The following is a 24,430-nucleotide window of genomic DNA, read 5'->3' as shown; positions in this document are numbered from 1 at the left end:
CCCGGACGTGGCAGTTCCCGGCACCAGTCCGGGACATCTGGAAGCAGAGCCTGCCGGCTCCGCGAAGACACGAGATCAGTCGCCCGAGCCGGGTTCCGCAGAGAAATACTGCTCGAACTTTTCGGTCTTCCCGTCGAACTCCTCCGCTTCGGGCAGCGGATCCTTCTTGACCGTCAGGTTCGGCCACTTGGTGGCATACTCGGTGTTCACCTCGAGCCACTTTTCAAGGCCAGGCTCGGTGTCCGGCTTGATCGCATCGGCCGGGCATTCCGGCTCGCACACACCGCAGTCGATGCACTCGTCCGGATGGATGACGAGCATGTTCTCGCCCTCGTAGAAACAATCCACCGGGCACACCTCGACGCAGTCGGTGTACTTGCACTTGATGCAATTGTCCGTGACGATATAGGTCATCGTTGTCCTTTCAGCGAGACCGCCGATCCGGGAGCGCATTCTCCGGACCCGTCACCACCGCCTTCTTCCTATCCGAGCCGACGCCGACCGGCCGCATGACCCGCCAGACCGCCTGCCACACGGCCGGCGAAATGCTCCGCCCGTCTGCCTTTGTGTCTGCCTACCGGGTTTGCCGGAACGCATCAAGTTCGGAATATGTTGCGAACCATAGCCATCGGAGAACAGATTTCTCCGCTTTCCTTCTGCGGAAAGGGACATGGCCGATGCAATGGCTGGTGCGGGCCGGTCAATCTGTCGCAAGGAGGGCACACGCGCAGCGCCCCGGCGCCCCGACGAGCCCCCTTGTCCGCCGTCAACCTTGATCGGGCCAGTCGTCGCGAAGCCGGTCCGTCTGGCGCCGGTCGCGCTTCGTCGGTCGCCCCGCCCCCGGATCGCGCCGCCCGGCCGGCGGCCCGTCGACGACAAGCACGGTCTCCCCCTCGTCCGTTACCCGCGTTACCGCAGGCCTGGACGGCTCCTGTTGCTCGACAAGCTCATAAAGGGTAGCTGCTTCCGGCGCCGGTCCGCGCCGTGTTCCCGGCAGGACGATCTTGAGCGTCCGGACCCGGTCCGCGACAGCGATCGTCAGCGTGTCTCCCGGCCGGACCGTCTTTGCTGGCGTCGTCGTCTTCTCGCGGTTGACACGCACATGGCCGCTGGCAACGAGCTTCTGCGCGAGGCTGCGCGACTTCACCACCCGGGCGAACCAGAGCCACTTGTCGAGCCGCTGTGTGCCGGCGCCTGTTGCCGGCGCCTTGTCGTCACCCGCGCCCAAAACACCCTCGCGATGCCTGCGGGCGACCCCGCATATCACGGGATCGCCCGAAGAAATGTCAGTCCTTCGGCTTCTTTTCCAGGTCGGCCTTCAGTGCCGCCAGCTTGGCGAAGGGCGAGTCCGGGTCGATCCGGGCGGGACGATCATTGCGAGGAGCCGCCGGCTTGCCGCTGCCTCCCCGCTTGCCGCCGCCGTCCGGACGCGGCCCGCCGCGCCCACCGCCCTCGCCGCCGCGCGCGGCGCGGCCCTTGTCGAAACCGCCGCCCGGAGCGCGATTGCCCTTGCCGCGCGGCTTGCCACCCGACCGGTTACCGCCCTCGCCATCGCCGGCTGCACGATTGTTCTGGCCGCCGTTCTGGCCACGACGCGCGCCGCCGCCCTCACGCGGGCGCCGGTCACGACGCCCCGGCCGCCAGATGTCGATGGTGACCGTTTCCAACTCGGGCTGGCCAAGCGGCAGAACCGGCGTACCGGCCGCGTCGATCGACGCGGAAATTCCGTCGGCATCAACCGAAGTCAACGCACCGGCATCAGCCTGTGTCTCACCTTCACCGGCAGCCTCGGCCAATGTCGTTTCGCTCGGCGCATCCACCTCGGCAGGCGCCGCCTGTTCGGCCGGAGTGTCCTCAGCCGGCACGTCGCCGGCAACCAGCGCTGCGTCCGCCTCCGTCGCGCGCTCGACCGCCGCCGCCTCGCCAGCAGCGTCGGGCGCGGGCACAGCGGGTGCCGCTGCGTCGACTGCAAGCGTCACCGGCCGCTGGATTTCACGCGTCTCCGAGCGATAACCGAGCGACTTCAGAACGGCGGAGAAATCCTCGCCGGCGCAGCCGAGCAACGACGTCATCGCCACGGTCACGGTGAAACCGCCGCCTTCGGGAATCGCCCCCTCGGGAGGAGAAACCGCCGGATCGAGCGGCTTCCAGGCAAGCAGTGGGCGGATCAGGTCGGCAAGGCGCTCGAGAATGTCGATACGCACCGCCCGCGGCCCGCAGACGCGGAAGCCGACGACCTTGTAGAGAGCGGGGGCGATTTCCGGATCGACCGCGATCGAGGTTCGGCCGGAGGCCGAAAGCTGTGGCAGCTCGGCCAGCCCCGGCATGTCCGGATCGCCGTGCTTCAGCGCCCAGAGCTGAGCGATAAGACGGCTCGGAGCAGGCTTGAGAAGCGCGGGAACGAAAATGTGATAGGCGCCGAAACGCACGCCGAGCTTGCGCAGCCCCGCGCGCATCGTCTGGTCGAGCTGGCGAACGTCCTCGGAAATATCGCCACGCTCGAGAATGCCGAGCGCCTCGACGAGCCGGAACGCGATGCCCCGCGCCAGACCCTCGAGCCCTTCGCCCGTTTCAAGGTCGCGCAGCGGCTTGGCGAGCGTGTCGATATGCGCCTTGAGCCACAGGTTCAGCCGCGCCTCGACCTTCTCGCGGTCCGCAGTCTCCACCCCCTCATCGACAAGCAGCAGCAGGCCCGGAGCAAGCTCGCTCTCGCCGGCGATGAGCCGGCCAACGATCTCACCCTGCCAGCGCAGGGCTCCGTCGGAGGCCAGAGCGAAGGCCTCGTTGCCGGCCCGTGACAGCCGGTCGGCACGCGCCGACAACTCGCTGGCAAGCGCTTTCTGGGCAACCGCCTTCAAGGCCTTTCCGTCAGGACCATCCGCTGCCGGGTCCGGCGCGAAGCGGAAGCCTTGCAGCTTGCCGACATGCTGTCCCTCGACAAGCACATCTCCTGCCGTCGTGATTTCCGCTTCAAGCATGGCGTTCTCTCTCAGCCGTCGCATCAATACACTGGTACGCCTGTCGACAAATCGCTGTGTCAGCCTGTCGTGCAGGGCGTCCGATAACCGGTCTTCTACGCCGCGCGTGACCCCTTGCCAATGGGCAGGATCTGCAAGCCAATCCGCACGGTTGGCGACAAACGTCCATGTGCGGATGTGGGCAATACGGTTGGCGAGCGTGTCGATGTCCCCATTCACCTTGTCGGCGAAGGCGACCTGACGCGCGAACCAGTCGTCGGGAATGACCCCATCGCGCGTCAGATGTCCATATATTCCTGCAATAAGATCCGCGTGGTTCGCCGGCGCGATCTTGCGATAATCCGGCACCTGGCAGACTTCCCAAAGCAGTTCCACCCTGCCAGCGCTGGCCGCGACCCGGCGAATTGCCTCGTCGCGCACCGCGTGATCGAAGGCCGTTTCGTCGGCCGAGGGCGGCGCGCGCGTCAGCCCCGGCTCGCGCGGTGCCTCGTCGAGCGCATGGCGCAGCGCCTCGATGGAGGAAAAGTCGAGGGCGCGATTGCGCCACTGGAAAACCTTGTGCGCCTCGAAGCGATGGCTCTCAAGCGCTTCGACCAGATCGTCATCGAACGGATCCACGCGCCCGGTCACGCCGAAGGTGCCGTCGCGGGTGTGCCGGCCGGCGCGGCCGCCAATCTGGCCGATCTCCGAAGGCGTGAGCATCCGGTACTGGTAGCCGTCGAACTTGCGGATGCCGGCGAAGGCGATGTGATCGACGTCGAGATTGAGCCCCATGCCGATCGCGTCGGTGGCGATCAGGTGCTCGACGTCCCCGTTCTGGAAAAGCTCGACCTGCGCGTTGCGCGTGCGCGGGCTCAGCGAACCGAGCACAACCGCTGCCCCACCGTGCTGACGGCGGATCAGCTCCGCGATCGCATAGACCTCGGCAGACGAAAAGGCGACCACGGCCGAGCGCGGCGGCAGGCGGGTGATCTTCTTCTGGCCTGAATAGGAAAGAACCGACATGCGCGGTCGGGTGACCACATTGAGCCCGGGCAAAAGGCGCTCAAGCAATGGCCGCGCGGTCGCGGAGCCGAGCAGCAGCGTCTCCTCGGAGCCACGCATGTTGAGAAGCCGGTCGGTAAACACATGGCCGCGCTCGAAATCGGCGGCGAGTTGCACTTCATCGATGGCAACGAAGTCGACCTTCAGGTCGAGCGGCATGGCCTCCACGGTCGCCACCCAGAAAACCGCGTCCGGCGGCACGATCTTCTCCTCGCCGGTGACGAGGGCAACCTTCTTCTCGCCGACCCGCTGGACGATGCGGCCATAGACCTCACGCGCCAGCAGCCGCAGCGGCAGACCAATGACACCCGATCCGCGCGCGATCATGCGCTCGATGGCCAGATGCGTCTTGCCCGTGTTGGTGGGCCCGAGCACGGCGGTCACCGTACGCGCACGCACGCTGGTCGGGAGCTGCGTGCGAGACGACTGCAAATATCCGGATTGAACCATATCGTGCGACGACGCGAGGCGGCCTTCTGGCGACGGCTGTCCGGACCGCTCCTCCACCGGCACGCCAGCCAGCGACGGGGGGCGGCCCCCGGAGAACTCGAACCCGGCAAGCCCGGGACCCTGTAACTGCCCGAAACACGAGGTCCGCAAACGATGCGAACCAAGTCTCGGCCTGATTGTCTGGTAGCACAGAGCCGCTGCGGCTGTCCCCCCTCTTTTCACCGGCCTCGACCAAGCCCGGGCGACGCGCCTCCAGGCCCGATACCCGCTCCCCCTTCACCGGAAAATCTGTGCGAGCGACAGACGGAATCAGGGTGAATGGAACGAGTCCCGAACAAAGCCAGACCGAATCGACGTCAGCCGAATGTTCCCTCTTTGTTTTACACAAGATGTTGGGGAAATCGCACGTACCTACGCGAAATGCTGAATCACAACAGGATCTTGGCTGGCATGATGACCTTCAGGTCGCCCGGCGGCGAATGCTGGGAAAGAATTGAGATTTCGTAAACCGGACACCTAAAATTCAATCGATAACGTTAAGCATTCGACGAAACCACGAACGAAGCCTGTCCGAATCGCTGACCGGACGATGTTCCTGATTTACCCCAACCCGATCTCGTGCTTCGGCCCGCCAGCGACACAAAATCTGTCTGGCGTTTTTCAAAGATGGCCGCCCGCCCTCCGCTGGAGTTAGGACTTCTGTCTCGTTTCGACACGCATCGAGGCGACCCGGGTCCGATAGGGCGATGCAATGACGACGATTGCAGTGCAGCATCTTTCCATGGCTTCGGCGGACCTGTAAAACGCAGATAGCAGCAGCCATGCAGGAGGGGTAAACGTGGCCATTCGCAAGATCCTTGTCGCCAATCGCTCGGAAATCGCCATCCGTATCTTCCGCGCCGCCAGCGAGCTGGGGATGAGAACGGTCGCTGTCTTCGCCGAGCAGGACAAGCTGGCGCTGCATCGCTTCAAGGCCGATGAGGCCTACCAGATCGGCAAGGGACCGCATCTGCCGGAGCCGTTGGGGCCCATCGAGGCGTATCTGTCCATTCCCGAAATCATCCGCGTCGCCAGGGCCGCGAATGTCGACGCCATCCATCCCGGCTACGGCTTCCTCTCCGAAAGCCCGGAGTTTGCCGAAGCCTGCGCCGAGGCCGGCCTCATCTTCATCGGCCCCTCGCCTGACACCATGCGCCGGCTCGGCAACAAGGTCGCCGCGCGCAATCTCGCCATTGAGGCGGGCGTGCCCGTGATGCCAGCGACCGACCCGCTTCCCGACGATATGGGCGAGGTGAGCCGGCTTGCCGGGGAGATCGGCTATCCGCTGATGCTCAAGGCCTCCTGGGGCGGCGGCGGCCGCGGCATGCGTGTCATCCGCGACGAGGAAACCCTTCTGCGTGACGTGGACGCAGCCAAGCGCGAAGCCCGCGCCGCCTTCGGCAAGGACGAGATCTATCTTGAAAAGCTCGTCGAGCGCGCGCGCCACGTCGAGGTACAGATCCTCGGCGACAGTCACGGCAATCTCGTCCACCTCTTCGAGCGTGACTGCTCCATCCAGCGCCGCCACCAGAAGGTCGTGGAGCGTGCGCCGGCCCCCTATCTCTCGCCCGAGCAGCGCGCGGAGATCTGCGAATACGGTCTGAAGATCGGCAAGGCTGTCGGCTATTGCGGCGCCGGCACGGTCGAGTTCCTGATGGACGTCGACACCGGCTCATTTTACTTCATCGAGGTCAATCCGCGCGTCCAGGTCGAGCACACCGTCACCGAGGAAGTGACCGGCGTCGACATCGTCAAGGCGCAGATCCGCATCAGCTCCGGCGCGATGATCGGCGACCCGGCCTCGGGCGTGCCACCCCAGCAGGAGATGCGCCTCAACGGCCATGCGCTTCAGTGCCGCATCACCACCGAGGACCCGGAACAGAACTTCATTCCCGATTACGGCCGCATCACCGCCTATCGCGGCGCGACCGGATTCGGCATCCGGCTCGACGGCGGCACCGCCTATTCCGGCGCCGTGATCACGCGCTACTATGATCCGCTTCTGGAGAAGGTCACAGCTTGGGCCCCCTCGGCCGAGGAAGCCGCCCAGCGCATGGATCGGGCGCTTCGCGAGTTCCGCATCCGCGGCGTCGCAACGAACCTCGTCTTCCTCGAGAACGTCATCGGCCATCCGGACTTCCGCGCCAACAGCTATACGACCCGCTTCATCGACGAGACGCCGGCGCTCTTCGAGCAGGTGACGAGGCGCGACCGCGCCACCAAGCTCCTGACCTATATCGCCGACGTATCGGTGAACGGGCACCCGGAGACCAAGACCCGCCCGCGTCCGCCGGCGGACGCGCCGGCGCCCGTATCGCCCGTCTACGACACCCCTGTCGCCGACGGCACCCGCCAGCTTCTCGACAAGCTCGGCCCGACCGGCTTCGCCTCCTGGATGAAGGAGCAGACGCGCCCGCTCGTCACCGACACGACGATGCGCGACGCCCACCAGTCGTTGCTCGCCACCCGCATGCGCACCTTCGACATCGCCCAGGTGGCGGAAGCCTATGCGCGCGGCCTTCCGCAGCTGTTCTCGCTGGAATGCTGGGGCGGAGCGACCTTCGACGTCGCCATGCGCTTCCTCACAGAGGACCCCTGGGAGCGACTGCGGCTGGTGCGCGAGCGCGCGCCAAACATCCTGCTGCAGATGCTTCTGCGCGGGGCTAACGGTGTCGGTTACGCCAATTATCCCGATAATGTGGTGCGGGACTTCGTCGCCCGCGCGGCGGAAAACGGCATCGACCTGTTCCGCGTCTTCGACTGCCTCAACTGGGTGGAGAACATGCGCGTCTCCCTCGATGCGGTGATCGAGGCGGACAAGCTGTGCGAGGGCGTGATCTGCTACACCGGCGATCTCAATGACAGCGCCCGGCCGAAATACGACCTCGCCTATTACATCCGCCTGGCCAAGGACCTGGAAAAGGCAGGTTGCCACATCCTCGGCGTCAAGGACATGGCCGGCCTGATGAAGCCGGACGCGGCGAAGACCCTCTTCACCGCGCTGAAGCAGGAAGTGGGGCTGCCGATCCACTTCCACACCCACGACACCTCGGGCATTTCCGCGGCAAGCGTGCTGGCGGCGGTCGAGGCCGGCGTCGATGCCTTCGACGCGGCGATGGACGCGCTGTCCGGCCTGACCTCCCAGCCGGCACTCGGCTCATTGGCCGCGAGCCTTGCCGGCGGCCGGCACGACACCGGGCTTGATCCCCGCGTTATCCGCGAAATCTCCTTCTACTGGGAAGCGGTGCGCACCCAGTACCGCGCCTTCGAGAGCGACCTGAAGTCGCCCGCCTCGGAGGTCTACCTGCACGAGATGCCGGGCGGCCAGTTCACCAATCTCAAGGAGCAGGCCCGCTCGCTCGGCCTCGAAATGCGCTGGCATGAGGTGGCGCAGGCGTATCACGACGTCAACATGCTGTTCGGCGACATCGTCAAGGTGACCCCCTCCTCCAAGGTCGTGGGCGACATGGCGCTGATGATGGTGAGCCAGGGCCTTTCCGTCGCCGACGTGCTCTCGCCGGAAAAGGACGTCGCCTTCCCCGACAGCGTCGTGCAGATGATGCGCGGCGACCTTGGACAGTCGCCCGGTGGCTGGCCGCAGGAGATCCAGTCCCGCGTGCTCAAGGGCGAGACGCCGATCACCGTGCGGCCGGGCTCGCTGCTCACCGACGACGATCTCGCCGCGCGTCGCGCCGAGGCGGAGGAGAAGACCGGCACCACGCTCGATGACGCCGAACTCGCCTCCTACCTGATGTACCCGAAGGTCTTCACCGACTTCGCTGCCGCGCGCGACCTCTACGGCCCGGTGAGCGTGTTGCCGACCCCGGTCTATTTCTACGGCCTTTCGGTCGGCGACGAAGTCCTGATCGAACTCGAGCCGGGCAAGACGCTGGTCGTCCGCTGCCAGGCGATCGGCGAGACGGACGAGAACGGCGAGAAGAAGGTGTTTTTCGAGCTGAACGGCCAGCCGCGCATCATCAAGGTTCCGGACAGGGCGCACGGGTCGACAGGCGCGGCCGTCCGTCGCAAGGTGGAGCCGGGCAACGTTGCCCACGTCGGCGCGCCGATGCCCGGCGTGATTTCGACCGTGACGGTGAAGGCGGGCCAGCAGGTGACCAGCGGCGACGTACTCGTCTCCATCGAGGCGATGAAGATGGAGACCGCACTCCATTCGGACCGTTCCGGAACCATCGCCGAGGTGCTTGTGACACCGGGCCAGCAGGTCGATGCCAAGGACCTGCTCGTCGTCTTCGAGGCCGCGGCGGACTGAACGGAAGACAAGGGAAGACGCGACGTGACGCTGACCATTGCATCCGCCGACCTGCGCCGCGTCTTCCTTCACCTTCAGGGACTATCCGATCAGCCGGGGCGGCGGATCGACAGGAATGGCGTGCATGAAATGATCGACCGGCTCGGCTTCGTGCAGGTCGACAGCATCAATACGGTCACCCGCGCCCACCACCAGATCCTGTTCTCGCGCAACCAGACCTACCGGGAGGACCAGCTCACCGGCCTTCTCGAGCGCGACCGCGCGTTGTTCGAGAACTGGACGCACGACGCCTCGATCATTCCCGCCGCCGCCTACCCCTATTGGCGCCACCGCTTCGCGCGCGAACAGAAACGGCTGAAGGCGCGCTGGACCAACTGGCACGGGCACGACTTCCACGACGAAATTGAGCGGGTCCATGCCCATGTGCGCGACAACGGACCGTCACGGGCGCGCGACTTCGACAGCGAGCGTGACCGAAAGGAGCCCGGCTGGTGGAACTGGCAGCCGGGCAAGACCGCGCTGGAATATCTCTGGCGCTGCGGCGAGATCGCCGTTACAGCCCGCGAGAATTTCGCCAAGATCTACGATCTTTCCGAACGCGTGATCCCGTCAGGGCACTTCGGCCAACAGGTCTCGCAGGCCGATTTCATCGACTGGGCCTGCCGCTCCGCGCTCGAGAAACTCGGTGTTGCGACCCATGGCGAAATCGCCGCCTTCTACGACCTGGTCACGCCCGATGAGGCAAAGGCCTGGTGCACGCAGGAAAAAGGGCGTTCGATCCTGCCCGTGGAAATCGCGACCGAAGCGGGGGGAAAACCGCGCGCGGCCTTCGCGCGAGCGGACATCCGCGAGGTGATTGACGCGGCTCCGGAGCCACCGGCGCGCATGCGCGTTCTCAGCCCCTTCGACCCGGTGCTGCGGGACCGCAAGCGCGCCGAACGGCTTTTCGGCTTTGCCTACCGCATCGAGGTCTTTGTCCCGGCGCCAAAGCGCACTTACGGCTACTATGTGTTTCCGCTGCTGGAGAAAGACCGGCTCGTTGGACGCGTCGACATGATCTGCCGGCGCGCCGAAGGTGTTCTTGAGGTCACCGCCTTCTGGCCGGAAAAGGGTGTGCGCCTGGGGGAAGGCCGGCTCGCCCGCCTCGAGGCGGAACTCGCTCGCATGGCCCGCTTCACCGGCATGGACCGCGTGCGCCTGGCCGATGGCTGGCGCCGCGATCCCGCCGGCTAGAGAGCAATCGGGATCAGGAGCAAAGCACCTTCTCGATACTGTCGGGCGGATGACCGGTCAGCGTCTTGTCGACCTCGGCAACGACCCGGCTCGACACTTCCTTGTGGAACGCCTTGCGCAGGTCTCCGAGTGTTGTGGGAGGCGCCACGACAACAAGCTTCGAGAATTTCCCCTTGTGCGCCAGCACGTAGAGCCGGTCGGCGATATCCTTGGCGAAGCGGTGCTTCTCCATCAGGTGCCAGTCGGTCGGCTCCATGGCACTGCGATGGGGACCGGGGCCATCGCTTCGGCGGCCCGGGGCATCCGTTCCCTGCTCGGAGGTCGGAGGATTGTCCTGTTCGAGCACCTCCAGAATCTGCAGGTTCGGATAATCTGCATCGCCTTCATTGCGGAAGAACAGGGCTTTTTCGCCATCTCCGACAAGCACCCAGGCGTCGTGTTCGATGCGGCAACCGCTCATGGTCGTCCTCCTGTACAGGTCGCTTCGGGCCTTCGCGAACCATCGCGACACCCGGCGGCCACCCCTCCATGCCCCTCCTTTCTAGATAGTCCGTCCGGCAGGAATTTAAACGGCTTGCGCGACGATCACCCTGTCGCTGACGGTGCTCCGCGCCGCCTTACGCTCCCCTTGGTGCCGGCTCACGATCCGAGGATCTCGTCCGCCAGGGCAGAGGCTCCGCGTTTCAACATCTCATGGACACGTTCGAACCCGTCCGCTCCCCCGTAATAAGGGTCGGGAACGTCGCGATCGAGAAACCGGCGCAACCGCCCCTCGGCCCGCAGCGTCGCCGCCGAAGCACCTGCAAGCCGGAACAGGTTGGCAAGATTTTCACCGTCCATCGCCAGCACGAGATCGAAGCGGGAGAAGTCCTCCGCCCTCACCTGCCGCGCACGCTGCCCCGAGATGTCGATCCCGTGCCGCATGGCAACCTCCACCGAGCGCGGGTCGGGCGGATTGCCCACATGCCAGGAGCCGGTGCCGGCGGAAGCGACCATGATCCGGTCGCCCGCCCCCCGGCCGACAAGTTCGGCGCGCAGGATGCCCTCGGCCAGCGGCGAACGACAGATATTGCCGAGACAGACAAACAGAACGGATGTCATGGAAACTCCCGTGTTCGATTTTGCCGAAGCACCGCGCTGCACCCGGAGCGGTTGGCGACAAGTGCCAAAGGCGGGGTTTCAGGGCGCGGCCGGCGACCTATCTTCAAAAGAGAACCGGGACAGGACCGGAAACCGCAAGAAGTGCCCGCGGTCACATCCCGGGCGCAAGGAGGACAGATGGCCAGGAACCTTGACGAGGCAGCGCGCAACGCGGCGCTCGCGGAACTGACGGGCTGGAGCCTGGGCGGCGAGGGAAAGACGATCACCCGCCGGTTCGCCTTCGCCGATTTCACCGCCGCCTTCGGCTTCATGGCCCAGGTCGCGCTCATCGCCGAGAAGATGAGCCATCATCCCGACTGGTCCAATGTCTACAACCGCGTGGAAATCACCCTGACCACCCATGATGCCGGTGGTCTGACCGAGCGCGACATTGTGCTGGCTCGCGCGATCGATGGGCTGGTCGGGGGCTAGAGGAAGACGGCTCAGTTGCCGCACTCGATCAGAAAGACATGCGCCGTACCTTCCTGCGCGCGTTCGACAAGCCTGTGCCCGGCCTCCTGGCAATAGTGGGGAATGTCGATGACCGACATCGGATCGGTGGCGACGACCCTGAGCCGCGCGCCGGCAGCGAGCCGCGACAGGGCCTTGCGCGTCCTGAGCACCGGAAGAGGGCATTTCAGTCCCTTCAGATCAAGCTCCTGTGCGCCCTCGCCGTCCACCATCGTCGTCACCCGTTTTCATATCCGTCATCAGACGGCATCATTCACCACCGGCCGGCACCCCGCGTGCCGGTTTCCTTCGCCGGGTCCGTCGGATCCGCAAGGTTGCAGGAGCATAAGCCGCAAATGACCATGGACAAGCCCACCCCTTTCGACGTTCTCGATTTCTGGTGGACCGCCGGACCGCAGAAATGGTTCGCCCGCAGCGATGCCTTCGATGCCGAGATCCGTGAGCGGTTCGAGGCGGCGAGCGTCGCGGCCGGCAGGGGAGACCTCGACGACTGGGCCACGACGCCGCATGGCGCTCTTGCCCTGATCATCCTGCTGGACCAGTTCCCCCGCAACCTCTACCGCAACGACGCAAGGGCCTTCGCCAGCGACCAGCGCGCGCTGAAGACGGCGGAACGGGCGCTCGAACAGGGTTTCGACAAGGCATTTCCGACGCAGGCCCGCACCTTCTTCTACCTCCCCTTCGAGCACGCCGAGGACATCGCGGCGCAGGAGCGCAGCGTCGATCTCTTCCGCCGCCTCGCAAATCAGGAGACCTATTTCTACGCACTCCTGCATCTGGACGTGATCCGGCGCTTCGGCCGCTTTCCGCATCGAAACCCCGTGCTTGGTCGCGAAACGAGTCCGGCCGAAGCCGCCTATCTCGCCGACGGCGGTTTCGGCTCCTGATGCGCTCTTATCCATGCCCGCTTTTTGTGCACATGATTTGATCATACGCAAAGCCACGAAGTGACTATTATTTAGGCATAGATATAAATCGCTCCCGGCTTGCCCAAGCCGGGAGCGCCGGCCTCGGCACTCGGCGCTTCGCCTTTGTTTTTCCTTGTATTTTCTTCCCAAAAGACGCCCGTTTTCCGGCTCTTTTCGCACTGCAATACGACTTGGCACGCTCCTTGAAAAGGATGGGACGGCGTCAATCGGACCCGCGCGTCCCAGCTTCGGGATCGCGCTCCGGTTCGGGTCATTCCGTCGAGGGGGCATTTGGCCTGAGGCGGACACGCAGCAGGGAAAGGAACGGAACCGAGCATGAAAATCGTGATGGCCATCATAAAGCCGTTCAAGCTCGACGAGGTGCGCGACGCCCTCACGAGCATCGGCGTTCAGGGACTGACGGTCTCGGAAGTCAAGGGCTACGGGCGCCAGAAGGGGCACACCGAGATCTATCGCGGCACGGAATACGCCGTGAGCTTCCTGCCCAAGCTGAAGATCGAGGTCGCCGTTGCCTCGGACCTCGCCGACAAGGTCGTCGAGGCGGTCGCCGCAGCCGCGAAGACCGGCCAGATCGGCGACGGCAAGATCTTCGTCTACGCGCTCGACCAGGTGCAGCGCATCCGCACCGGCGAAACCGACGCCGCGGCGCTTTGATCCATTCGAGCAAGGGAAATCCCGATGAAACTCAGCTTTGAAAAAGTCGGTCTGGCATCGCTTGCGCTCCTCGCGGCGACCGGCTCGGCACTGGCCCAGGATGCTGCTCCGGCAGCCGAGGCCCCTCAGTATGCTCTCGCCAGCGACACCGCCTTCATCTTCAACACCCTGCTGTTCCTGATCGGCGGCTTCCTGGTGATGTGGATGGCGGCAGGCTTCGCCATGCTCGAAGCCGGCCTCGTTCGCACCAAGAACGTGTCGATGCAGTGCCTCAAGAACATTGCGCTCTATTCCGTCGCGGGCATCATGTATCTGCTCGTCGGCTACAGCCTGATGTACACCAACGTCAACGGCGGCTACATGGGCACGTTCGCCGTCTACGGCTGGCCGGCGGCCGGCACCGCCAACGAGGGCAGCTACGCTGTCGCCTCCGACTGGTTCTTCCAGATGGTCTTCGTCGCGACCGCGGCCTCGATCGTCTCCGGCACGCTCGCCGAGCGCATCAAGCTCTGGCCGTTCCTGTTCTTCACGGTCATCCTCACCGGCTTCATCTACCCGATCGCCGGCTCCTGGCAGTGGGGCGCCGGCTGGCTCTCCGAGATGGGCTTCTCCGACTTCGCCGGCTCCACGCTGGTGCACTCCGTCGGCGGCTGGGCGGCTCTTTCCGGGGCTCTCATCCTCGGTGCGCGCCGTGGCAAGTACGTCGATGGCAAGGTGATCCCGATGCCGGGCTCCTCCATGCCGCTCGCAACCCTCGGCACCTTTATCCTGTGGCTCGGCTGGTTCGGCTTTAACGGCGCATCGCAGCTCGCCATGGGCTCCAACTCCGACGTCTCCGACATCTCGCGCATCTTCGCCAACACCAATCTGGCCGCTGCCGGCGGTGTGGTTGCCGCGATCATCCTGACGCAGATCCTCTACAAGAAGGTCGACGTCACGATGGCTCTGAACGGCGCGCTTGCCGGTCTCGTCTCGATCACCGCCGAGCCGCTGATGCCCTCACCGATCCTTGCCGTGCTGATCGGCGCCGTCGGCGGTGTCATCGTGGTCTTCGCCGTGCCGCTGCTCGACAAGCTGAAGCTCGACGACGTGGTCGGTGCAATCCCGGTCCACCTGCTGTGCGGCATCTGGGGCACGATCATCGTCCCGCTCACAAACCCCGAGACATCCTACGTCACCCAGTTCATCGGCATTGTCGCCTATGGCGTATTCACCTTCGTGGCCAGCGGCGTCGTCTGGTACCTGCTGAAGGTGACCGTCGGCATCCGCGTCACGGCCGAGGAAGAGGCCATGGGTCTCGACAAGGCCGAAGTTGGCGTCGAGGCCTATCCCGAATTCGGCCAGGGCAGCCAGCGCGCCTGACCCGGCCGGACACATCTCCCGAACGGTTGCCGCACCGGCGACCGTGACTTCAGGGCCCGGAGCACCGCTTCGGGCCCTTTTTTCTCGTCCGGTCTCCCAGTCTCTTCCGGCCTTGCCGCAAGGCCGGAGACACATCATTGTGCGGCGGCGCCGGCGAATCCCTTTTCGGGACGATCTCCGGGCGCAGCAAACGGACGAGGATCCCCGGCATGCCGATGTTCATATCCATTCCGCTGACCGTCGCACCGCTTCTGGTCTACAACCTCCTCGCCTACTCGCTGCTCGGCGACACCGGCGGCGACCCCTGGGCCGCCCCGATCGTCACCGTCGAGCTGGTCTCCGGCGCCCGCTTCACGCTCGTCATCGGCGACCTGATGATCATCGCCGGCCTGGCCCTGCTGTTCGTCGAGCTGCTCAAGGCCACGCGCACCGGCGTCGTCGCGCTGACAGACCACATCCTCTCGACCCTCGTCTTCATCGCCTATCTGGTCGAGTTCCTGACCGTGCGCGAGGCGGCGACCTCGGTCTTCTTCATCCTGATGTTCATCTCGCTGGTCGATGTGATCGCCGGCTTCTCGATCACGATCACCGGCGCCCGCCGCGACTTCGGCGTCTCGCCCGGCGACCACATGCACTGACGCCTCCGCGCCGACGCATAACGTCGGGTTTTCCAGAGGTTTCCCACCCCGAATCAACCTTCCGTTACGTTAGTCGTTAACAAAAAGTTATCGACTGGCACGGCATTTGCGCTAAATTCCTCGGCAATACTGCCAGTGTCTCGAATTGGCACGCCGAGGAGGCGACGATGCGGATCGTAGCGGCAAATCGTACGGGGAAGGGACCGGGGCGCACCGAAAGGACGCAGCGCACGGGCGCTCGCCCTCACAGGAACGGCGCATCGGCGGGCACGGCCGGTGCCGGCGGCAGCCGCAATGCGCTCGTCGTCACCGCCGTCGAGCCTGTCGTCGAGGCGACGGCCAACCGCTTCGCGCGGATCTACCGTCCCAGCGCCATGCTGATTGCCCAGCTCATCGCGCTTCGCGAGAACATGCCCCAGCAGCGCGCGCGCCGGCGCGCCGAGCCGGCTGAAGCCATTGACGCCTATCGCTCGGCCGAGCGTCGTCCCCGCACCCAGGAAACAGGGCGCGTTTTGTCCGTGAGCCGCTGAGGGTGGCCACGGGCAACGCCCCCACAGGACAGAAAACGCCCGCCGAACGGCGGGCGTTTTCATGCAAGGCGACGGGCAGCCGACCTCAATAGCCGATTGCGCAGCCGTCCTTGCGCGGATCCGATCCGCCGACCAGCATGCCATTCTCGCGGTCGATCAGGATTGCCTGCGCACCGCCGATCGGTTCATCGACAAGCATGATCTCGTGGCCAAGCGCCCCCAGGCCGGCAAGTGTCTGCTCCGGCACGCCTCGCTCGGCCTGCAGCACATGCGTCTTCTCGTTGAAGAACATGCGCGGCAGATCGATCGCCTGCTGCGGGTCCATGCCGAAATCGACCATGTTGGACAGCACGTGGGCATGGCCGCAAGGCTGGTAGCCGCCCCCCATCACTCCGTAGGAAAGATGCGGCAGGCCGTCCTTGAGCACCATGGCAGGGATGATCGTATGCAGCGGCCGCTTGCCGCCGTCGATGCAGTTCGGATGGCCGGGCTCGAGGCGGAAGCACGCCCCTCGGTTCTGCAGCAGCACCCCACTCTCCCGGGCGCAGATGCCGGAGCCGAAGCCCTTGTAAACAGAGTTGATGAGCGAAACGGCGAGACCGTCCTTGTCCACCACCGACAGATAGATCGTGTCGGAGGACGGCCCGAGCAGTGCCGGCGGAATGTCGCCCATGCGCGCCCCCCGCGACACGCGGGACGCGAGACGATCCAGATAGGCATCGCTCAGGAAGGCCTCGGGCCCATGCGGCATATGCGCCGGATCGGCGAGATACATGTCGCGTACCGAATAGGCGAGACGGCCGGCCTCGAGCTCGAGATGGAACCGCTCGACGCCTGTCGGATCGAGACCGGAAAGATCGAAGCGCTCGAGAATGCCAAGCAGCACGAGCGCGATGAAGCCCTGGCCATTGGGCGGCAGTTCCACGACCTCGACCCCGCGATAGGGATGGCGCACCGGCACCATGTCGAGCGTTTCCATGCCGGCGAGATCATCCAGCGTCATGAGCCCGCCGCGCGCCGAAAGCGTTGCAACGATATCGCGCGCCACCTCGCCTTCGTAGAACCCTTTCGCACCCTCCGAGGCAATGCGCTCCAGCGTGCGGGCAAGCCCCGGGTGGCGCATGACGGTACCGACCGCCGGCGCCGCGCCGTCCACCAGATACTCCGCCCGCGCGCCCGCGTCGGCGGTGAGTTTCGCCACGTTGCGCGCCCAGTCGAAGGCAACGCGCGGTGCGACCGCATAGCCGTGGCGGGCATAGCCTATGGCGCGCGTCAGCACCTCTCCGAGGCCGCGTGTGCCATGGCGGGCCAGCAGCGTCTCCCAGGCCCGCACGGCGCCGGGCACCGTCACCGCATGGGGACCGCAGTCGTCGATCGCCGTCACGCCGATCTCGGCAAGCTTGGCGGGCGTCGCGGCCTTTGGTGCCGGGCCGGACCCATTGAGGCCGAAAAGCTTTCCGTCCGGACGCGCCACAATGGCAAAGCAATCGCCGCCGATGCCGGTCATCTGCGGCTCGACAACCGCAAGAACGGCCGCCGCCGCAACGGCCGCGTCAACCGCGTTGCCCCCGCCCTGCAGGGTCTCGAGAGCTGCCGCGCTTGCCAGCGGATGGGACGTCGCGGCCATGGCCGTGGGGGCGTGGACGCTCGAGCGTCCGGGAAAATGGAAATCGCGCATTGCGTGAAGATCCTGTCGGTTGTCGGAGATCTCGCCGGGCTCGCGGCGCAGAGCCCGCGCCCGGTCCGGGGCGGTTTCTGCATGGCCGGGAGCGTGTCGAGACGCGGGAATGATGCCGGCGCGGCCCTCCATTTTTTCCATGCCGGCACGAGTATTTGTCGTTTTTGCCCGTTGGTCGACAACCACCGGACTGATAGCGATAGGTCCACGGTAACCCGACGACGCACAGGAGACTTTCGCCAATGGGCAAACTCACCCTTTCCCTTTCGGAGAAGATCGTCCAGGCAGCCTTCGCCAAGGGCGCGGAACTGAGCCTGAAGCCGCTGACGGTCGTCGTTCTCGACGCCGGCGGCCACACCATCGCCCTGCTCCGCCAGGATGGCGCTTCGATCCTTCGCCCGCAGGTCGCCACTGGCAAGGCCTTTGGCGCGCTCGCGGTCGGGGCCGGATCGCGCTGGCTTGACGCCAACGCCCAGACCCGCCCCCATTTCATCCAGGCGCTGAATGGCGTCGCAGGCGGCAACATCGTTCCCGTCGCCGGAGGCGTGCTGATTCGCGACGGCGAGGGCGGCGAAATTCTCGGCGCTGTCGGCATCACCGGCGACAGCTCGGACAATGATGAGGCCTGCGCCGTCGCCGGGATCGAGGCGGCGGGCTTCACGCCCGACGTCGGCTAGGCAGACAATACGAGACAAGGGAAAGGCCGGCGAAGGAGCCGGCCTTCTTTGTCGTGCGCACGCCCGCCAGCGACACCCTATTTCTTGTCGGTGGCGATCGAGTCGAGCTTCTTCTGCATCTCCACAAGCTGCTTCTTGAGCTGATCGAGATCCTCGGCGCTCGCCGCTTGCGGGGCTGCGCCCGGCTCCCGGATCGCGCCCTCTTCGCCATCGGCACCCTTCGCTGCGCCAAACGGCAGGAACATGCGCATTGCCCGGTCGAAGATCTCGGCATTGCGCTTCACGTGATCCTCGATCACGTCGAACGCGCCCGTTCCGAAGGCACCCGACATCTGCTCGCGCAGCTTGTCCTGCTCTTTCGTCAGCGAGTTCATGGAAAAGTCGAGATAGCTCGGCACCACGTTCTGCATGCTGTCGCCATAGAAGCGGATGAGCTGGCGCAGGAACGTGATCGGCAGAAGGTTCTGCCCCTTGTTTTCCTGTTCGAATATGATCTGGGTGAGTACGGAGCGGGTAATTTCCTCGCCCGACTTCGCATCGAAGACCACGAAGTCCTCCTCCCCCTTCACCATCAACGCGAGATCCTCGAGCGTCACATAGGTGCTCGTGCCCGTGTTGTAGAGGCGGCGGTTGGCGTATTTCTTGATGATCGTCGGCTCGGTCGTCTTGCCCATATCGTCTTCCGGCTTCCGGCTTTGCGCTGCGCGATACGCGCGCGCTATCCTCCCCGGCGGCCCGTCGTCGACCCGGCGCGCCGCCCCTTCTGCCTTGTACGATAAGCCAATTGTCGCCTCCGGTACCACCGTTTTGTCTGCCCGCTGACAGGCGTGCCCAATCCGGCCTCCTCAGACCAAATGATGAGCAGGCGAAGCCGTCTTTTCGCGCCTCCGTCCCATGCGTTGCGGTTGACTAAGGTCGGGCGAGCGTCTCTAGTTGGGCCAAAGCGCGCGAAAAAACATAAGCATGAGGGGCGCGTTTCCGGGAGGTCCGGATTTCGGAGGCATCATCATGAGCGCAAACACCGACGTCGTCATTGTCAGCGCCACGCGCACACCCGTCGGATCCTTCAATGGATCCTTCGCCAATACCCCCGCCCATGAACTGGGCGCCATCGTCATCAAGGCGGCCATGGAACGCGCCGGCGTTACCGGCACGGAGATTGACGAGCTCGTCTTCGGCCAGGTTCTCACCGCCGGCCAGGGCCAGAACCCGGCACGCCAGGCGGCGATCCTTGCCGGCATCGATCCGGCCGCAAGCGCCTGGACGCTCAACCAGGTCTGCGGCTCGGGCCTGCGCACCGTGGCCATCGCCATGCAGCAGATCACGGCCGGAGACGCCTCGATCGTCGTCGCCGGCGGCCAGGAAAGCATGTCGCTCTCGACCCACTGCGCGCATATGCGCTCGGGCTACAAGATGGGCGACTTCAAGATGATCGACACGATGATCAAGGACGGCCTGTGGGACGCCTTCAACGGCTACCACATGGGTCAGACGGCCGAGAATGTCGCCGAGAAGTGGCAGATCTCCCGCGACGAGCAGGACGCCTTCGCCGTCGCGTCCCAGAACAAGGCCGAGGCTGCCCAGAAGGCCGGTCGTTTCAAGGACGAGATCACCCCGGTGACCGTCAAGGAGCGCAAGGCCGAACGCGTCGTCGAGGATGACGAGTACATCCGCCACGGCGCCAGCCTGGAAGGCATGGCCAAGCTGCGCCCCGCCTTTGCCAAGGACGGCAGCGTCACCGCCGGCAACGCCTCGGGCATCAACGACGGCGCCGCGGCGCTGGTGGTGATGAGCGCGGCCGAGGCCGAGCGCCGTGGCCTGACACCGCTTGCCCGCGTTGCATCCTGGGCCACCGCCGGCGTCGATCCCGCGATCATGGGCTCCGGCCCGATCCCAGCTTCGCGCAAGGCGCTGCAGAAGGCCGGCTGGAAGGTCGAGGACCTCGATCTCGTCGAGGCCAACGAGGCCTTCGCGGCACAGGCTTGCGCGGTCAACAAGGACATGGGCTGGAACCCGGACATCGTGAACGTCAATGGCGGCGCGATCGCCATCGGCCATCCGATCGGTGCGTCCGGCGCCCGCGTTCTCGTCACGCTTCTTCACGAGATGGGCCGGCGTGACGCGAAGAAGGGCCTCGCCACGCTGTGCATCGGCGGCGGCATGGGTGTCGCCCTCTGCGTCGAGCGCTGAGCCGACAGGCTCTCGCAGCGGACGGCCCTTGGGCCGTCCGCATTGCGGCGCAAGCCGCCGCGCCAGGAGACACCACACCTCCACCGCAACACTCGAAACGCCCCGCGAAAGAACGGGCGAAGCACAACCATAAATTGATATAGATCATTGAAAGCCAGCAACCGCTGGGGCATCACCGCGACATCTGGAAAAGATCATGAGGGCTTTTTCAGCTTGTCTGAGCCGGCAGAGGAGACGACGTCCATGAGCAATGTGGCAATCGTGACGGGGGGCACGCGGGGCATCGGCGCCGCTATTTCAAAGGCGCTGAAGGATGCCGGCTACACGGTGGCGGCGACCTACGCTGGCAACACCGAGAAGGCGGAAGCCTTCAAGGCCGAGACCGGAATTCATGTCTACAGGTGGGACGTTTCGGATGCCGAAGCCTGCAAGGAAGGCGTGGCGCAGGTCGTATCCGACCTCGGCGCGGTCGAGGTGCTGGTCAACAACGCCGGCATCACCCGCGACGGCTGGTTCCACAAGATGGACTACGAGCAGTGGTCGGCGGTGATCCGCACCAACCTCGATTGCATGTTCACGATGACCCGTCCGGTCATCGACGGCATGCGCGAGCGCAGCCACGGCCGCATCATCAACATCTCCTCGATCAACGGACAGAAGGGCCAGCTCGGCCAGACCAACTATTCCGCCGCCAAGGCCGGCGTCATCGGCTTCACCAAGGCTCTTGCCTCAGAAACGGCGCGCAAGGGGATCACGGTCAACGCGATCTGCCCGGGCTATATCGATACCGACATGGTCGCCGCCGTGCCGGAGAAGGTCCTTGAGGGGATCATCGCGGGCATCCCGGTGGGACGCCTTGGCCAGGCCGAGGAAATCGCCGCGGCGGTGGTCTATCTCGCGTCCAAGCAGGCAGCCTTCATGACCGGCGCGGTCATGACCATCAACGGCGGTCAGTATTACGCCAACGGCTGACCACCCGAGCCGGTCTCCATACAAACGAAAACCCCGGATGCGTCGCCGCATCCGGGGTTTTTCATTGCCGCCGCGCAGATGCTACGGCAGCGCAAACGCGCAAAAAGGTAAAGGGACCGGCGCAACCGGTCCCTTTACCGAATATTCTTGTCCTGCAGGCGTCGGACCTGCAAGCGCGCATTGCGCGCCGCGTCGGATCCGTCCCTGCGGGTCTTCATCCGCGCGGCAAGCCCGCTCAGACGCCGTCCTTCGGCGCCAGGATCTGACGACCGCGGTACATCCCGGTCTTCAGGTCGACATGATGCGGACGGCGCAGCTCGCCGGAATCCCTGTCTTCGACATAGGACGGCTGCCGCAGGGCGTCGGCGGAGCGACGCTGACCGCGCTTCATGCGCGAGGTTTTTCTCTTCGGAACGGCCATTGTTCTTCTCTCCGTCGTGCAATATCCCGCGAACCCGGACCGGGTCTGCCCGGGGCGTGGGTCCACGCGGTGTGCAGGAATGGCGGGCTTATACCGAAACCCGCAAGCATTTGCCAGCCCGAAAGCGATTTTTTTGCGCTCCGCCGCTCCGTTTATTGGCCCGAGGCAAAGCCGGGCAGGCAATCGAGGTGCGGATCCATTCCCAAAGCCCGCCCCCGGTTGATCCGCGCCAGCCGCGCGTGCCCCGGTTTCGGATTGGCCGGATTGCGCGCCAACGGGTTCGGAAGGGCAGTCGCAAGGCGCGCGGCCTCGCTGCGCGAAAGCTCGGACGCGGGCTTGCCGAACCATGCCTGCGACGCCGCTTCCGCGCCGAAGACGCCCTCGCCCCATTCGGCGACATTGAGATAAATCTCCAGGATCCGCCGCTTTGAGAGCATCGCGTCGAGCATCAGCGCCAGCGGCAGCTCCATGCCCTTTCGCACGTAGCTGCGCCCGTTCCACAGGAAGAGGTTCTTGGCGACCTGCATGGTGATCGTCGAGGCGCCGCGCACGTCATCCCCCTCGCCGAGCGCATCGATCTGCTTGTCCAGCGCCTGCCAGTCGACGCCGCCATGGTCGCAGAAACGGCCGTCCTCGGAGGCGACAACCGAGCGCACCAGGGCCGGAGCAATATCCTCGAGCCGGACATAGGTCCGGTCAACCCAGAGCCCCTGTGCGTAGCGCGCCAGCATCAAGGTGCTCACCGGCGGCGCGACCGCGTAGACGATGGTCAGCAGCGGCGGCAGAAGCACCAGCGCGAGAACGACCCTGAGAAGGATCCTGCGGATGGACACCCGCCGCCTTGACGGACGCGTATCGCCACTCGCCTCGCCTCCCGCCCTGCCCCGTCCGCTCACGCCATCGTCTCCGCGTCCCCGCCCCCGTCGTCATCACCATTCTTGCCAGCCTTCGCCGCCGGCGTCGAGCGCCCGGCAAGGTGGTCGCGCAGCGCCGCCGCAAGGGTGCGCGCATCGGCCGTATGCGCGGACCGCCTGCGCCAGACAAGCCCGAGTTGGCGCACCGCCTGCGTGCCCTCGATCGGCACGATCGAAAGTCGCGTTCCGCGCGCCACCCCCGCCCTCACGGCAATTTCGGGAACGAGCGTCAGGCCGAGACCATTGTCCACCATCTGCACGAGCGTCGTCATCGACGAAGCGCGAATGTCATCGGCCTCCATCGGAGCCCCTCCGTTGAAGGCCAGCAGCACGTGCTCGCGCAGGCAGTGCCCATCCTCCAGCAACAGCAGCGGCTCGCGCCGCAACCGGGCCAGATCCACCGGTGCCTGCGTGGCCAGCGGATGGCCCTCGGGAAGCGCCAGCAGCAGCCGGTCGGAGCCGATCACCTCGCTTTCCAGATCTCCCGTGTCATAGGGCAGCGCGATCAGCAGGACGTCGAGGCGGCCATCCTTGAGGTCCTGCACGAGCACCCGGGTCAGATCCTCGCGCAGCACGAGACGCAGGTCGGGGTGCGCCCTGCGCAGCGCCGGCAGGGCCTGGGGAAGAAGGAAGGGCGCAATGGAGGGAATGACACCAAGCCTGAGACGCCCGGAAAGGGGCTTGCGCGCCGCGCTTGCCAACCCGGCGAGGTCCTCGGCCTCGCGCAGGATCAGGATCGCCCGGTCGAGAACGCTTTCGCCCGCCTCCGTCAGCGACAGTACCCGTCCCGACCGGTCGATCATTTCCGCCCCGAGACACTCTTCGAACTGGCGGATTGCGCCGGACAGCGTCGACTGGGTGACATGGCAGGCGCGCGCCGCGCGCACGAAGGAGCGATGCTCCGCGAGCGCGACGAAATACTGCATTTGCCGAAGCGTCGGGAGCATTCGCGGGTTCCATTCAACCGGTGCCGGAGCATCACGCCGCGGCGTTTTGACAGGCCTCCGACAAGATGACGCAGGGGCGCCCTGATGTATCGACAATACCGATGCACTACATCGAATTTATCGGTTTGACCGAACGTCGTTTCATTTGCATACCCGGTGTCATTGCACTGCACAACAGGCAGGGCAAACCGCTTTTCAGGCACCGCGCGCAAGAGCGCGCGCCGGGCCTCAACTCAGGAGACACACCATGATCGGTATTGGCGACAAGCTGCCCGAGTTCGAGATCGTCGGCGTGAAGCCGGGCTTCAACCACCACGAGGAGAACGGCGAGAGCGCGTTCGAGACGCTGACGGAGACCAGCTTCGAGGGCAAATGGAAGGTTATCTTCTTCTACCCGAAGGACTTCACCTTCGTCTGCCCGACCGAGATCGCTGAGTTCGCCCGCCTTGCCGGCGACTTCGAGGACCGCGACTGCGTCGTCCTCGGCGGCTCCACCGACAACGAGTTCTGCAAGCTCGCCTGGCGTCGCGATCATCCGGATCTGGACAAGCTGCCGATCTGGTCCTTCGCTGACACCAACGGCTCACTGGTTGACGGCCTCGGCGTTCGCTCGCCCGACGGCGTCGCCTATCGCTACACGTTCATCGTCGACGATGAGAACACCATCCAGCACGTCTATGCGACCAACCTCAACGTCGGCCGCAACCCGAAGGACACGCTGCGCGTTCTCGACGCCCTGCAGACCGACGAGCTGTGCCCCTGCAACCGTGAGGTCGGCGGCGCAACGCTCGCGGCCTGATCGGCGCGAAGCAGAAACAGGGCGGCGGGACGTGTCCCGCCGCCCCTTCGATCCGCAGTATCGCGTGCCACGGCACGCGCACCGGCGCTCTTCG

At 65.4% G+C, this 24,430-nt stretch carries 23 protein-coding genes; 12 read left to right on the top strand and 11 right to left on the bottom strand.

Annotation, left to right across the window (positions count from 1 at the left end; all coding sequences use genetic code 11):
- Positions 1–75: 75 nt before the first annotated feature.
- The 3 genes from fdxA to ACN0WF_RS04565 all read right to left on the bottom strand — a co-directional run bounded on the left by fdxA (position 76) and on the right by ACN0WF_RS04565 (position 4,472).
- Entirely contained in the window at positions 76–414 is a 339-nt protein-coding gene (gene fdxA / locus ACN0WF_RS04575) for a ferredoxin FdxA (protein WP_417771598.1), read from the bottom strand.
- A gap of 352 nt (positions 415–766) precedes the next feature.
- Entirely contained in the window at positions 767–1,228 is a 462-nt protein-coding gene (locus ACN0WF_RS04570; protein WP_417771597.1) for an RNA-binding S4 domain-containing protein, read from the bottom strand.
- A 58-nt stretch (positions 1,229–1,286) separates the two neighbouring features.
- The gene (locus tag ACN0WF_RS04565) at positions 1,287–4,472 is read right to left on the bottom strand and encodes a helicase-related protein (protein ID WP_417771596.1); all 3,186 of its coding nucleotides are present in this window, start codon (positions 4,470–4,472) and stop codon (positions 1,287–1,289) included.
- Positions 4,473–5,310: 838 nt separating this feature from the next.
- Here ACN0WF_RS04565 and pyc point away from each other — a divergent pair.
- Both pyc and ACN0WF_RS04555 read left to right on the top strand, forming a co-directional pair.
- On the top strand, positions 5,311–8,781 hold the full coding sequence (gene pyc / locus ACN0WF_RS04560; protein WP_417771595.1) for a pyruvate carboxylase: 3,471 nt from the start codon (positions 5,311–5,313) through the stop codon (positions 8,779–8,781).
- Positions 8,782–8,805: 24 nt separating this feature from the next.
- Positions 8,806–10,014, top strand: a complete 1,209-nt coding sequence (locus ACN0WF_RS04555; protein ID WP_417771594.1) for a winged helix-turn-helix domain-containing protein — start codon at positions 8,806–8,808, stop codon at positions 10,012–10,014.
- 13 nt (positions 10,015–10,027) lie between these two features.
- Here ACN0WF_RS04555 and ACN0WF_RS04550 read toward each other — a convergent pair whose 3' ends face one another.
- Positions 10,028–10,474, bottom strand: coding sequence for a host attachment family protein (locus ACN0WF_RS04550; RefSeq protein WP_417771593.1), 447 nt, complete (start codon positions 10,472–10,474; stop codon positions 10,028–10,030).
- Positions 10,475–10,653: 179 nt separating this feature from the next.
- Complete coding sequence (locus ACN0WF_RS04545; protein ID WP_417771592.1) at positions 10,654–11,115, bottom strand: low molecular weight protein-tyrosine-phosphatase; 462 nt, start codon at positions 11,113–11,115, stop codon at positions 10,654–10,656.
- A gap of 177 nt (positions 11,116–11,292) precedes the next feature.
- On the opposite strand from ACN0WF_RS04545, the gene ACN0WF_RS04540 reads away from it, so the two are divergent.
- Positions 11,293–11,586 carry a 4a-hydroxytetrahydrobiopterin dehydratase gene (locus ACN0WF_RS04540; protein ID WP_417771591.1) on the top strand — a complete coding sequence of 98 codons (294 nt, stop codon included), beginning with the start codon at positions 11,293–11,295 and terminating at the stop codon, positions 11,584–11,586.
- Between the two features lie 11 nt (positions 11,587–11,597).
- Here the strand turns inward: ACN0WF_RS04540 and ACN0WF_RS04535 are convergent, their stop codons facing one another.
- Positions 11,598–11,837, bottom strand: coding sequence for a sulfurtransferase TusA family protein (locus ACN0WF_RS04535; RefSeq protein WP_417771714.1), 240 nt, complete (start codon positions 11,835–11,837; stop codon positions 11,598–11,600).
- A 123-nt stretch (positions 11,838–11,960) separates the two neighbouring features.
- On the opposite strand from ACN0WF_RS04535, the gene ACN0WF_RS04530 reads away from it, so the two are divergent.
- From ACN0WF_RS04530 to ACN0WF_RS04510, 5 genes are all read left to right on the top strand, one after another.
- Positions 11,961–12,512: a DUF924 family protein gene (locus ACN0WF_RS04530; RefSeq protein ID WP_417771590.1), complete on the top strand. Its 552-nt coding sequence runs from the start codon at positions 11,961–11,963 to the stop codon at positions 12,510–12,512.
- A 357-nt stretch (positions 12,513–12,869) separates the two neighbouring features.
- The gene (locus tag ACN0WF_RS04525) at positions 12,870–13,208 is read left to right on the top strand and encodes a P-II family nitrogen regulator (protein WP_417771589.1); all 339 of its coding nucleotides are present in this window, start codon (positions 12,870–12,872) and stop codon (positions 13,206–13,208) included.
- A gap of 24 nt (positions 13,209–13,232) precedes the next feature.
- Positions 13,233–14,570 carry an ammonium transporter gene (locus tag ACN0WF_RS04520; RefSeq protein ID WP_417771588.1) on the top strand — a complete coding sequence of 446 codons (1,338 nt, stop codon included), beginning with the start codon at positions 13,233–13,235 and terminating at the stop codon, positions 14,568–14,570.
- A gap of 209 nt (positions 14,571–14,779) precedes the next feature.
- A complete protein-coding gene (locus tag ACN0WF_RS04515; RefSeq protein ID WP_417771587.1) occupies positions 14,780–15,208 on the top strand; it encodes a hypothetical protein in 429 nt (142 codons plus the stop codon).
- Between the two features lie 167 nt (positions 15,209–15,375).
- Entirely contained in the window at positions 15,376–15,738 is a 363-nt protein-coding gene (locus tag ACN0WF_RS04510) for a hypothetical protein (RefSeq protein ID WP_417771586.1), read from the top strand.
- Between the two features lie 85 nt (positions 15,739–15,823).
- Here the strand turns inward: ACN0WF_RS04510 and ggt are convergent, their stop codons facing one another.
- On the bottom strand, positions 15,824–17,416 hold the full coding sequence (gene ggt, locus ACN0WF_RS04505; protein WP_417771585.1) for a gamma-glutamyltransferase: 1,593 nt from the start codon (positions 17,414–17,416) through the stop codon (positions 15,824–15,826).
- Between the two features lie 242 nt (positions 17,417–17,658).
- On the opposite strand from ggt, the gene ACN0WF_RS04500 reads away from it, so the two are divergent.
- Positions 17,659–18,093: a GlcG/HbpS family heme-binding protein gene (locus ACN0WF_RS04500; protein WP_417771584.1), complete on the top strand. Its 435-nt coding sequence runs from the start codon at positions 17,659–17,661 to the stop codon at positions 18,091–18,093.
- Between the two features lie 77 nt (positions 18,094–18,170).
- Here the strand turns inward: ACN0WF_RS04500 and phaR are convergent, their stop codons facing one another.
- Entirely contained in the window at positions 18,171–18,767 is a 597-nt protein-coding gene (gene phaR, locus ACN0WF_RS04495) for a polyhydroxyalkanoate synthesis repressor PhaR (protein WP_417771583.1), read from the bottom strand.
- A 334-nt stretch (positions 18,768–19,101) separates the two neighbouring features.
- Here phaR and ACN0WF_RS04490 point away from each other — a divergent pair, with 334 nt between their 5' ends.
- Together ACN0WF_RS04490 and phbB are read left to right on the top strand one after the other, a co-directional pair.
- On the top strand, positions 19,102–20,283 hold the full coding sequence (locus ACN0WF_RS04490) for an acetyl-CoA C-acetyltransferase (protein WP_417771582.1): 1,182 nt from the start codon (positions 19,102–19,104) through the stop codon (positions 20,281–20,283).
- A gap of 243 nt (positions 20,284–20,526) precedes the next feature.
- On the top strand, positions 20,527–21,255 hold the full coding sequence (gene phbB, locus ACN0WF_RS04485) for an acetoacetyl-CoA reductase (RefSeq protein WP_417771581.1): 729 nt from the start codon (positions 20,527–20,529) through the stop codon (positions 21,253–21,255).
- A 235-nt stretch (positions 21,256–21,490) separates the two neighbouring features.
- On the opposite strand, the gene rpmF is transcribed toward phbB, so the two are convergent.
- From rpmF to ACN0WF_RS04470, 3 genes are all read right to left on the bottom strand, one after another.
- Complete coding sequence (gene rpmF / locus ACN0WF_RS04480; RefSeq protein WP_417771580.1) at positions 21,491–21,676, bottom strand: 50S ribosomal protein L32; 186 nt, start codon at positions 21,674–21,676, stop codon at positions 21,491–21,493.
- A gap of 152 nt (positions 21,677–21,828) precedes the next feature.
- Positions 21,829–22,572 (bottom strand): monofunctional biosynthetic peptidoglycan transglycosylase, encoded by a 744-nt coding sequence (mtgA, locus tag ACN0WF_RS04475; protein WP_417771579.1) that lies wholly within the window; start codon positions 22,570–22,572, stop codon positions 21,829–21,831.
- Positions 22,569–23,537: a hydrogen peroxide-inducible genes activator gene (locus ACN0WF_RS04470; RefSeq protein ID WP_417771578.1), complete on the bottom strand. Its 969-nt coding sequence runs from the start codon at positions 23,535–23,537 to the stop codon at positions 22,569–22,571. Before ACN0WF_RS04470 ends, mtgA begins: the two co-directional genes overlap by 4 nt.
- A 247-nt stretch (positions 23,538–23,784) precedes the next feature.
- Between ACN0WF_RS04470 and ACN0WF_RS04465 the strand changes: the two genes are divergently transcribed.
- Positions 23,785–24,336, top strand: coding sequence for a peroxiredoxin (locus tag ACN0WF_RS04465; RefSeq protein WP_417771577.1), 552 nt, complete (start codon positions 23,785–23,787; stop codon positions 24,334–24,336).
- Positions 24,337–24,430: the final 94 nt, after the last annotated feature.

This window comes from Stappia sp. (assembly GCF_048268045.1).
Lineage (GTDB): Bacteria > Pseudomonadota > Alphaproteobacteria > Rhizobiales > Stappiaceae > Stappia.
Note: the sequence above shows the minus strand (reverse complement) of the source record. Positions and strands in the feature narration are given on the sequence as shown.

What these genes read in the sequence shown, in the direction of transcription:
- fdxA (WP_417771598.1), bottom strand. Translation starts at nt 414, where the DNA reads ATGACCTATATCGTCACGGACAATTGCATCAAGTGCAAGTACACCGAC.
- ACN0WF_RS04565 (WP_417771596.1), bottom strand. Translation starts at nt 4,472, where the DNA reads ATGGTTCAATCCGGATATTTGCAGTCGTCTCGCACGCAGCTCCCGACC.
- ACN0WF_RS04550 (WP_417771593.1), bottom strand. Translation starts at nt 10,474, where the DNA reads ATGAGCGGTTGCCGCATCGAACACGACGCCTGGGTGCTTGTCGGAGAT.
- ACN0WF_RS04545 (WP_417771592.1), bottom strand. Translation starts at nt 11,115, where the DNA reads ATGACATCCGTTCTGTTTGTCTGTCTCGGCAATATCTGTCGTTCGCCG.
- ACN0WF_RS04540 (WP_417771591.1), top strand. Translation starts at nt 11,293, where the DNA reads ATGGCCAGGAACCTTGACGAGGCAGCGCGCAACGCGGCGCTCGCGGAA.
- ACN0WF_RS04535 (WP_417771714.1), bottom strand. Translation starts at nt 11,837, where the DNA reads ATGGTGGACGGCGAGGGCGCACAGGAGCTTGATCTGAAGGGACTGAAA.
- ACN0WF_RS04530 (WP_417771590.1), top strand. Translation starts at nt 11,961, where the DNA reads ATGACCATGGACAAGCCCACCCCTTTCGACGTTCTCGATTTCTGGTGG.
- ACN0WF_RS04525 (WP_417771589.1), top strand. Translation starts at nt 12,870, where the DNA reads ATGAAAATCGTGATGGCCATCATAAAGCCGTTCAAGCTCGACGAGGTG.
- ACN0WF_RS04520 (WP_417771588.1), top strand. Translation starts at nt 13,233, where the DNA reads ATGAAACTCAGCTTTGAAAAAGTCGGTCTGGCATCGCTTGCGCTCCTC.
- ACN0WF_RS04515 (WP_417771587.1), top strand. Translation starts at nt 14,780, where the DNA reads ATGCCGATGTTCATATCCATTCCGCTGACCGTCGCACCGCTTCTGGTC.
- ACN0WF_RS04510 (WP_417771586.1), top strand. Translation starts at nt 15,376, where the DNA reads ATGCGGATCGTAGCGGCAAATCGTACGGGGAAGGGACCGGGGCGCACC.
- ggt (WP_417771585.1), bottom strand. Translation starts at nt 17,416, where the DNA reads ATGCGCGATTTCCATTTTCCCGGACGCTCGAGCGTCCACGCCCCCACG.
- ACN0WF_RS04500 (WP_417771584.1), top strand. Translation starts at nt 17,659, where the DNA reads ATGGGCAAACTCACCCTTTCCCTTTCGGAGAAGATCGTCCAGGCAGCC.
- phaR (WP_417771583.1), bottom strand. Translation starts at nt 18,767, where the DNA reads ATGGGCAAGACGACCGAGCCGACGATCATCAAGAAATACGCCAACCGC.
- ACN0WF_RS04490 (WP_417771582.1), top strand. Translation starts at nt 19,102, where the DNA reads ATGAGCGCAAACACCGACGTCGTCATTGTCAGCGCCACGCGCACACCC.
- phbB (WP_417771581.1), top strand. Translation starts at nt 20,527, where the DNA reads ATGAGCAATGTGGCAATCGTGACGGGGGGCACGCGGGGCATCGGCGCC.
- rpmF (WP_417771580.1), bottom strand. Translation starts at nt 21,676, where the DNA reads ATGGCCGTTCCGAAGAGAAAAACCTCGCGCATGAAGCGCGGTCAGCGT.
- ACN0WF_RS04470 (WP_417771578.1), bottom strand. Translation starts at nt 23,537, where the DNA reads ATGCTCCCGACGCTTCGGCAAATGCAGTATTTCGTCGCGCTCGCGGAG.
- ACN0WF_RS04465 (WP_417771577.1), top strand. Translation starts at nt 23,785, where the DNA reads ATGATCGGTATTGGCGACAAGCTGCCCGAGTTCGAGATCGTCGGCGTG.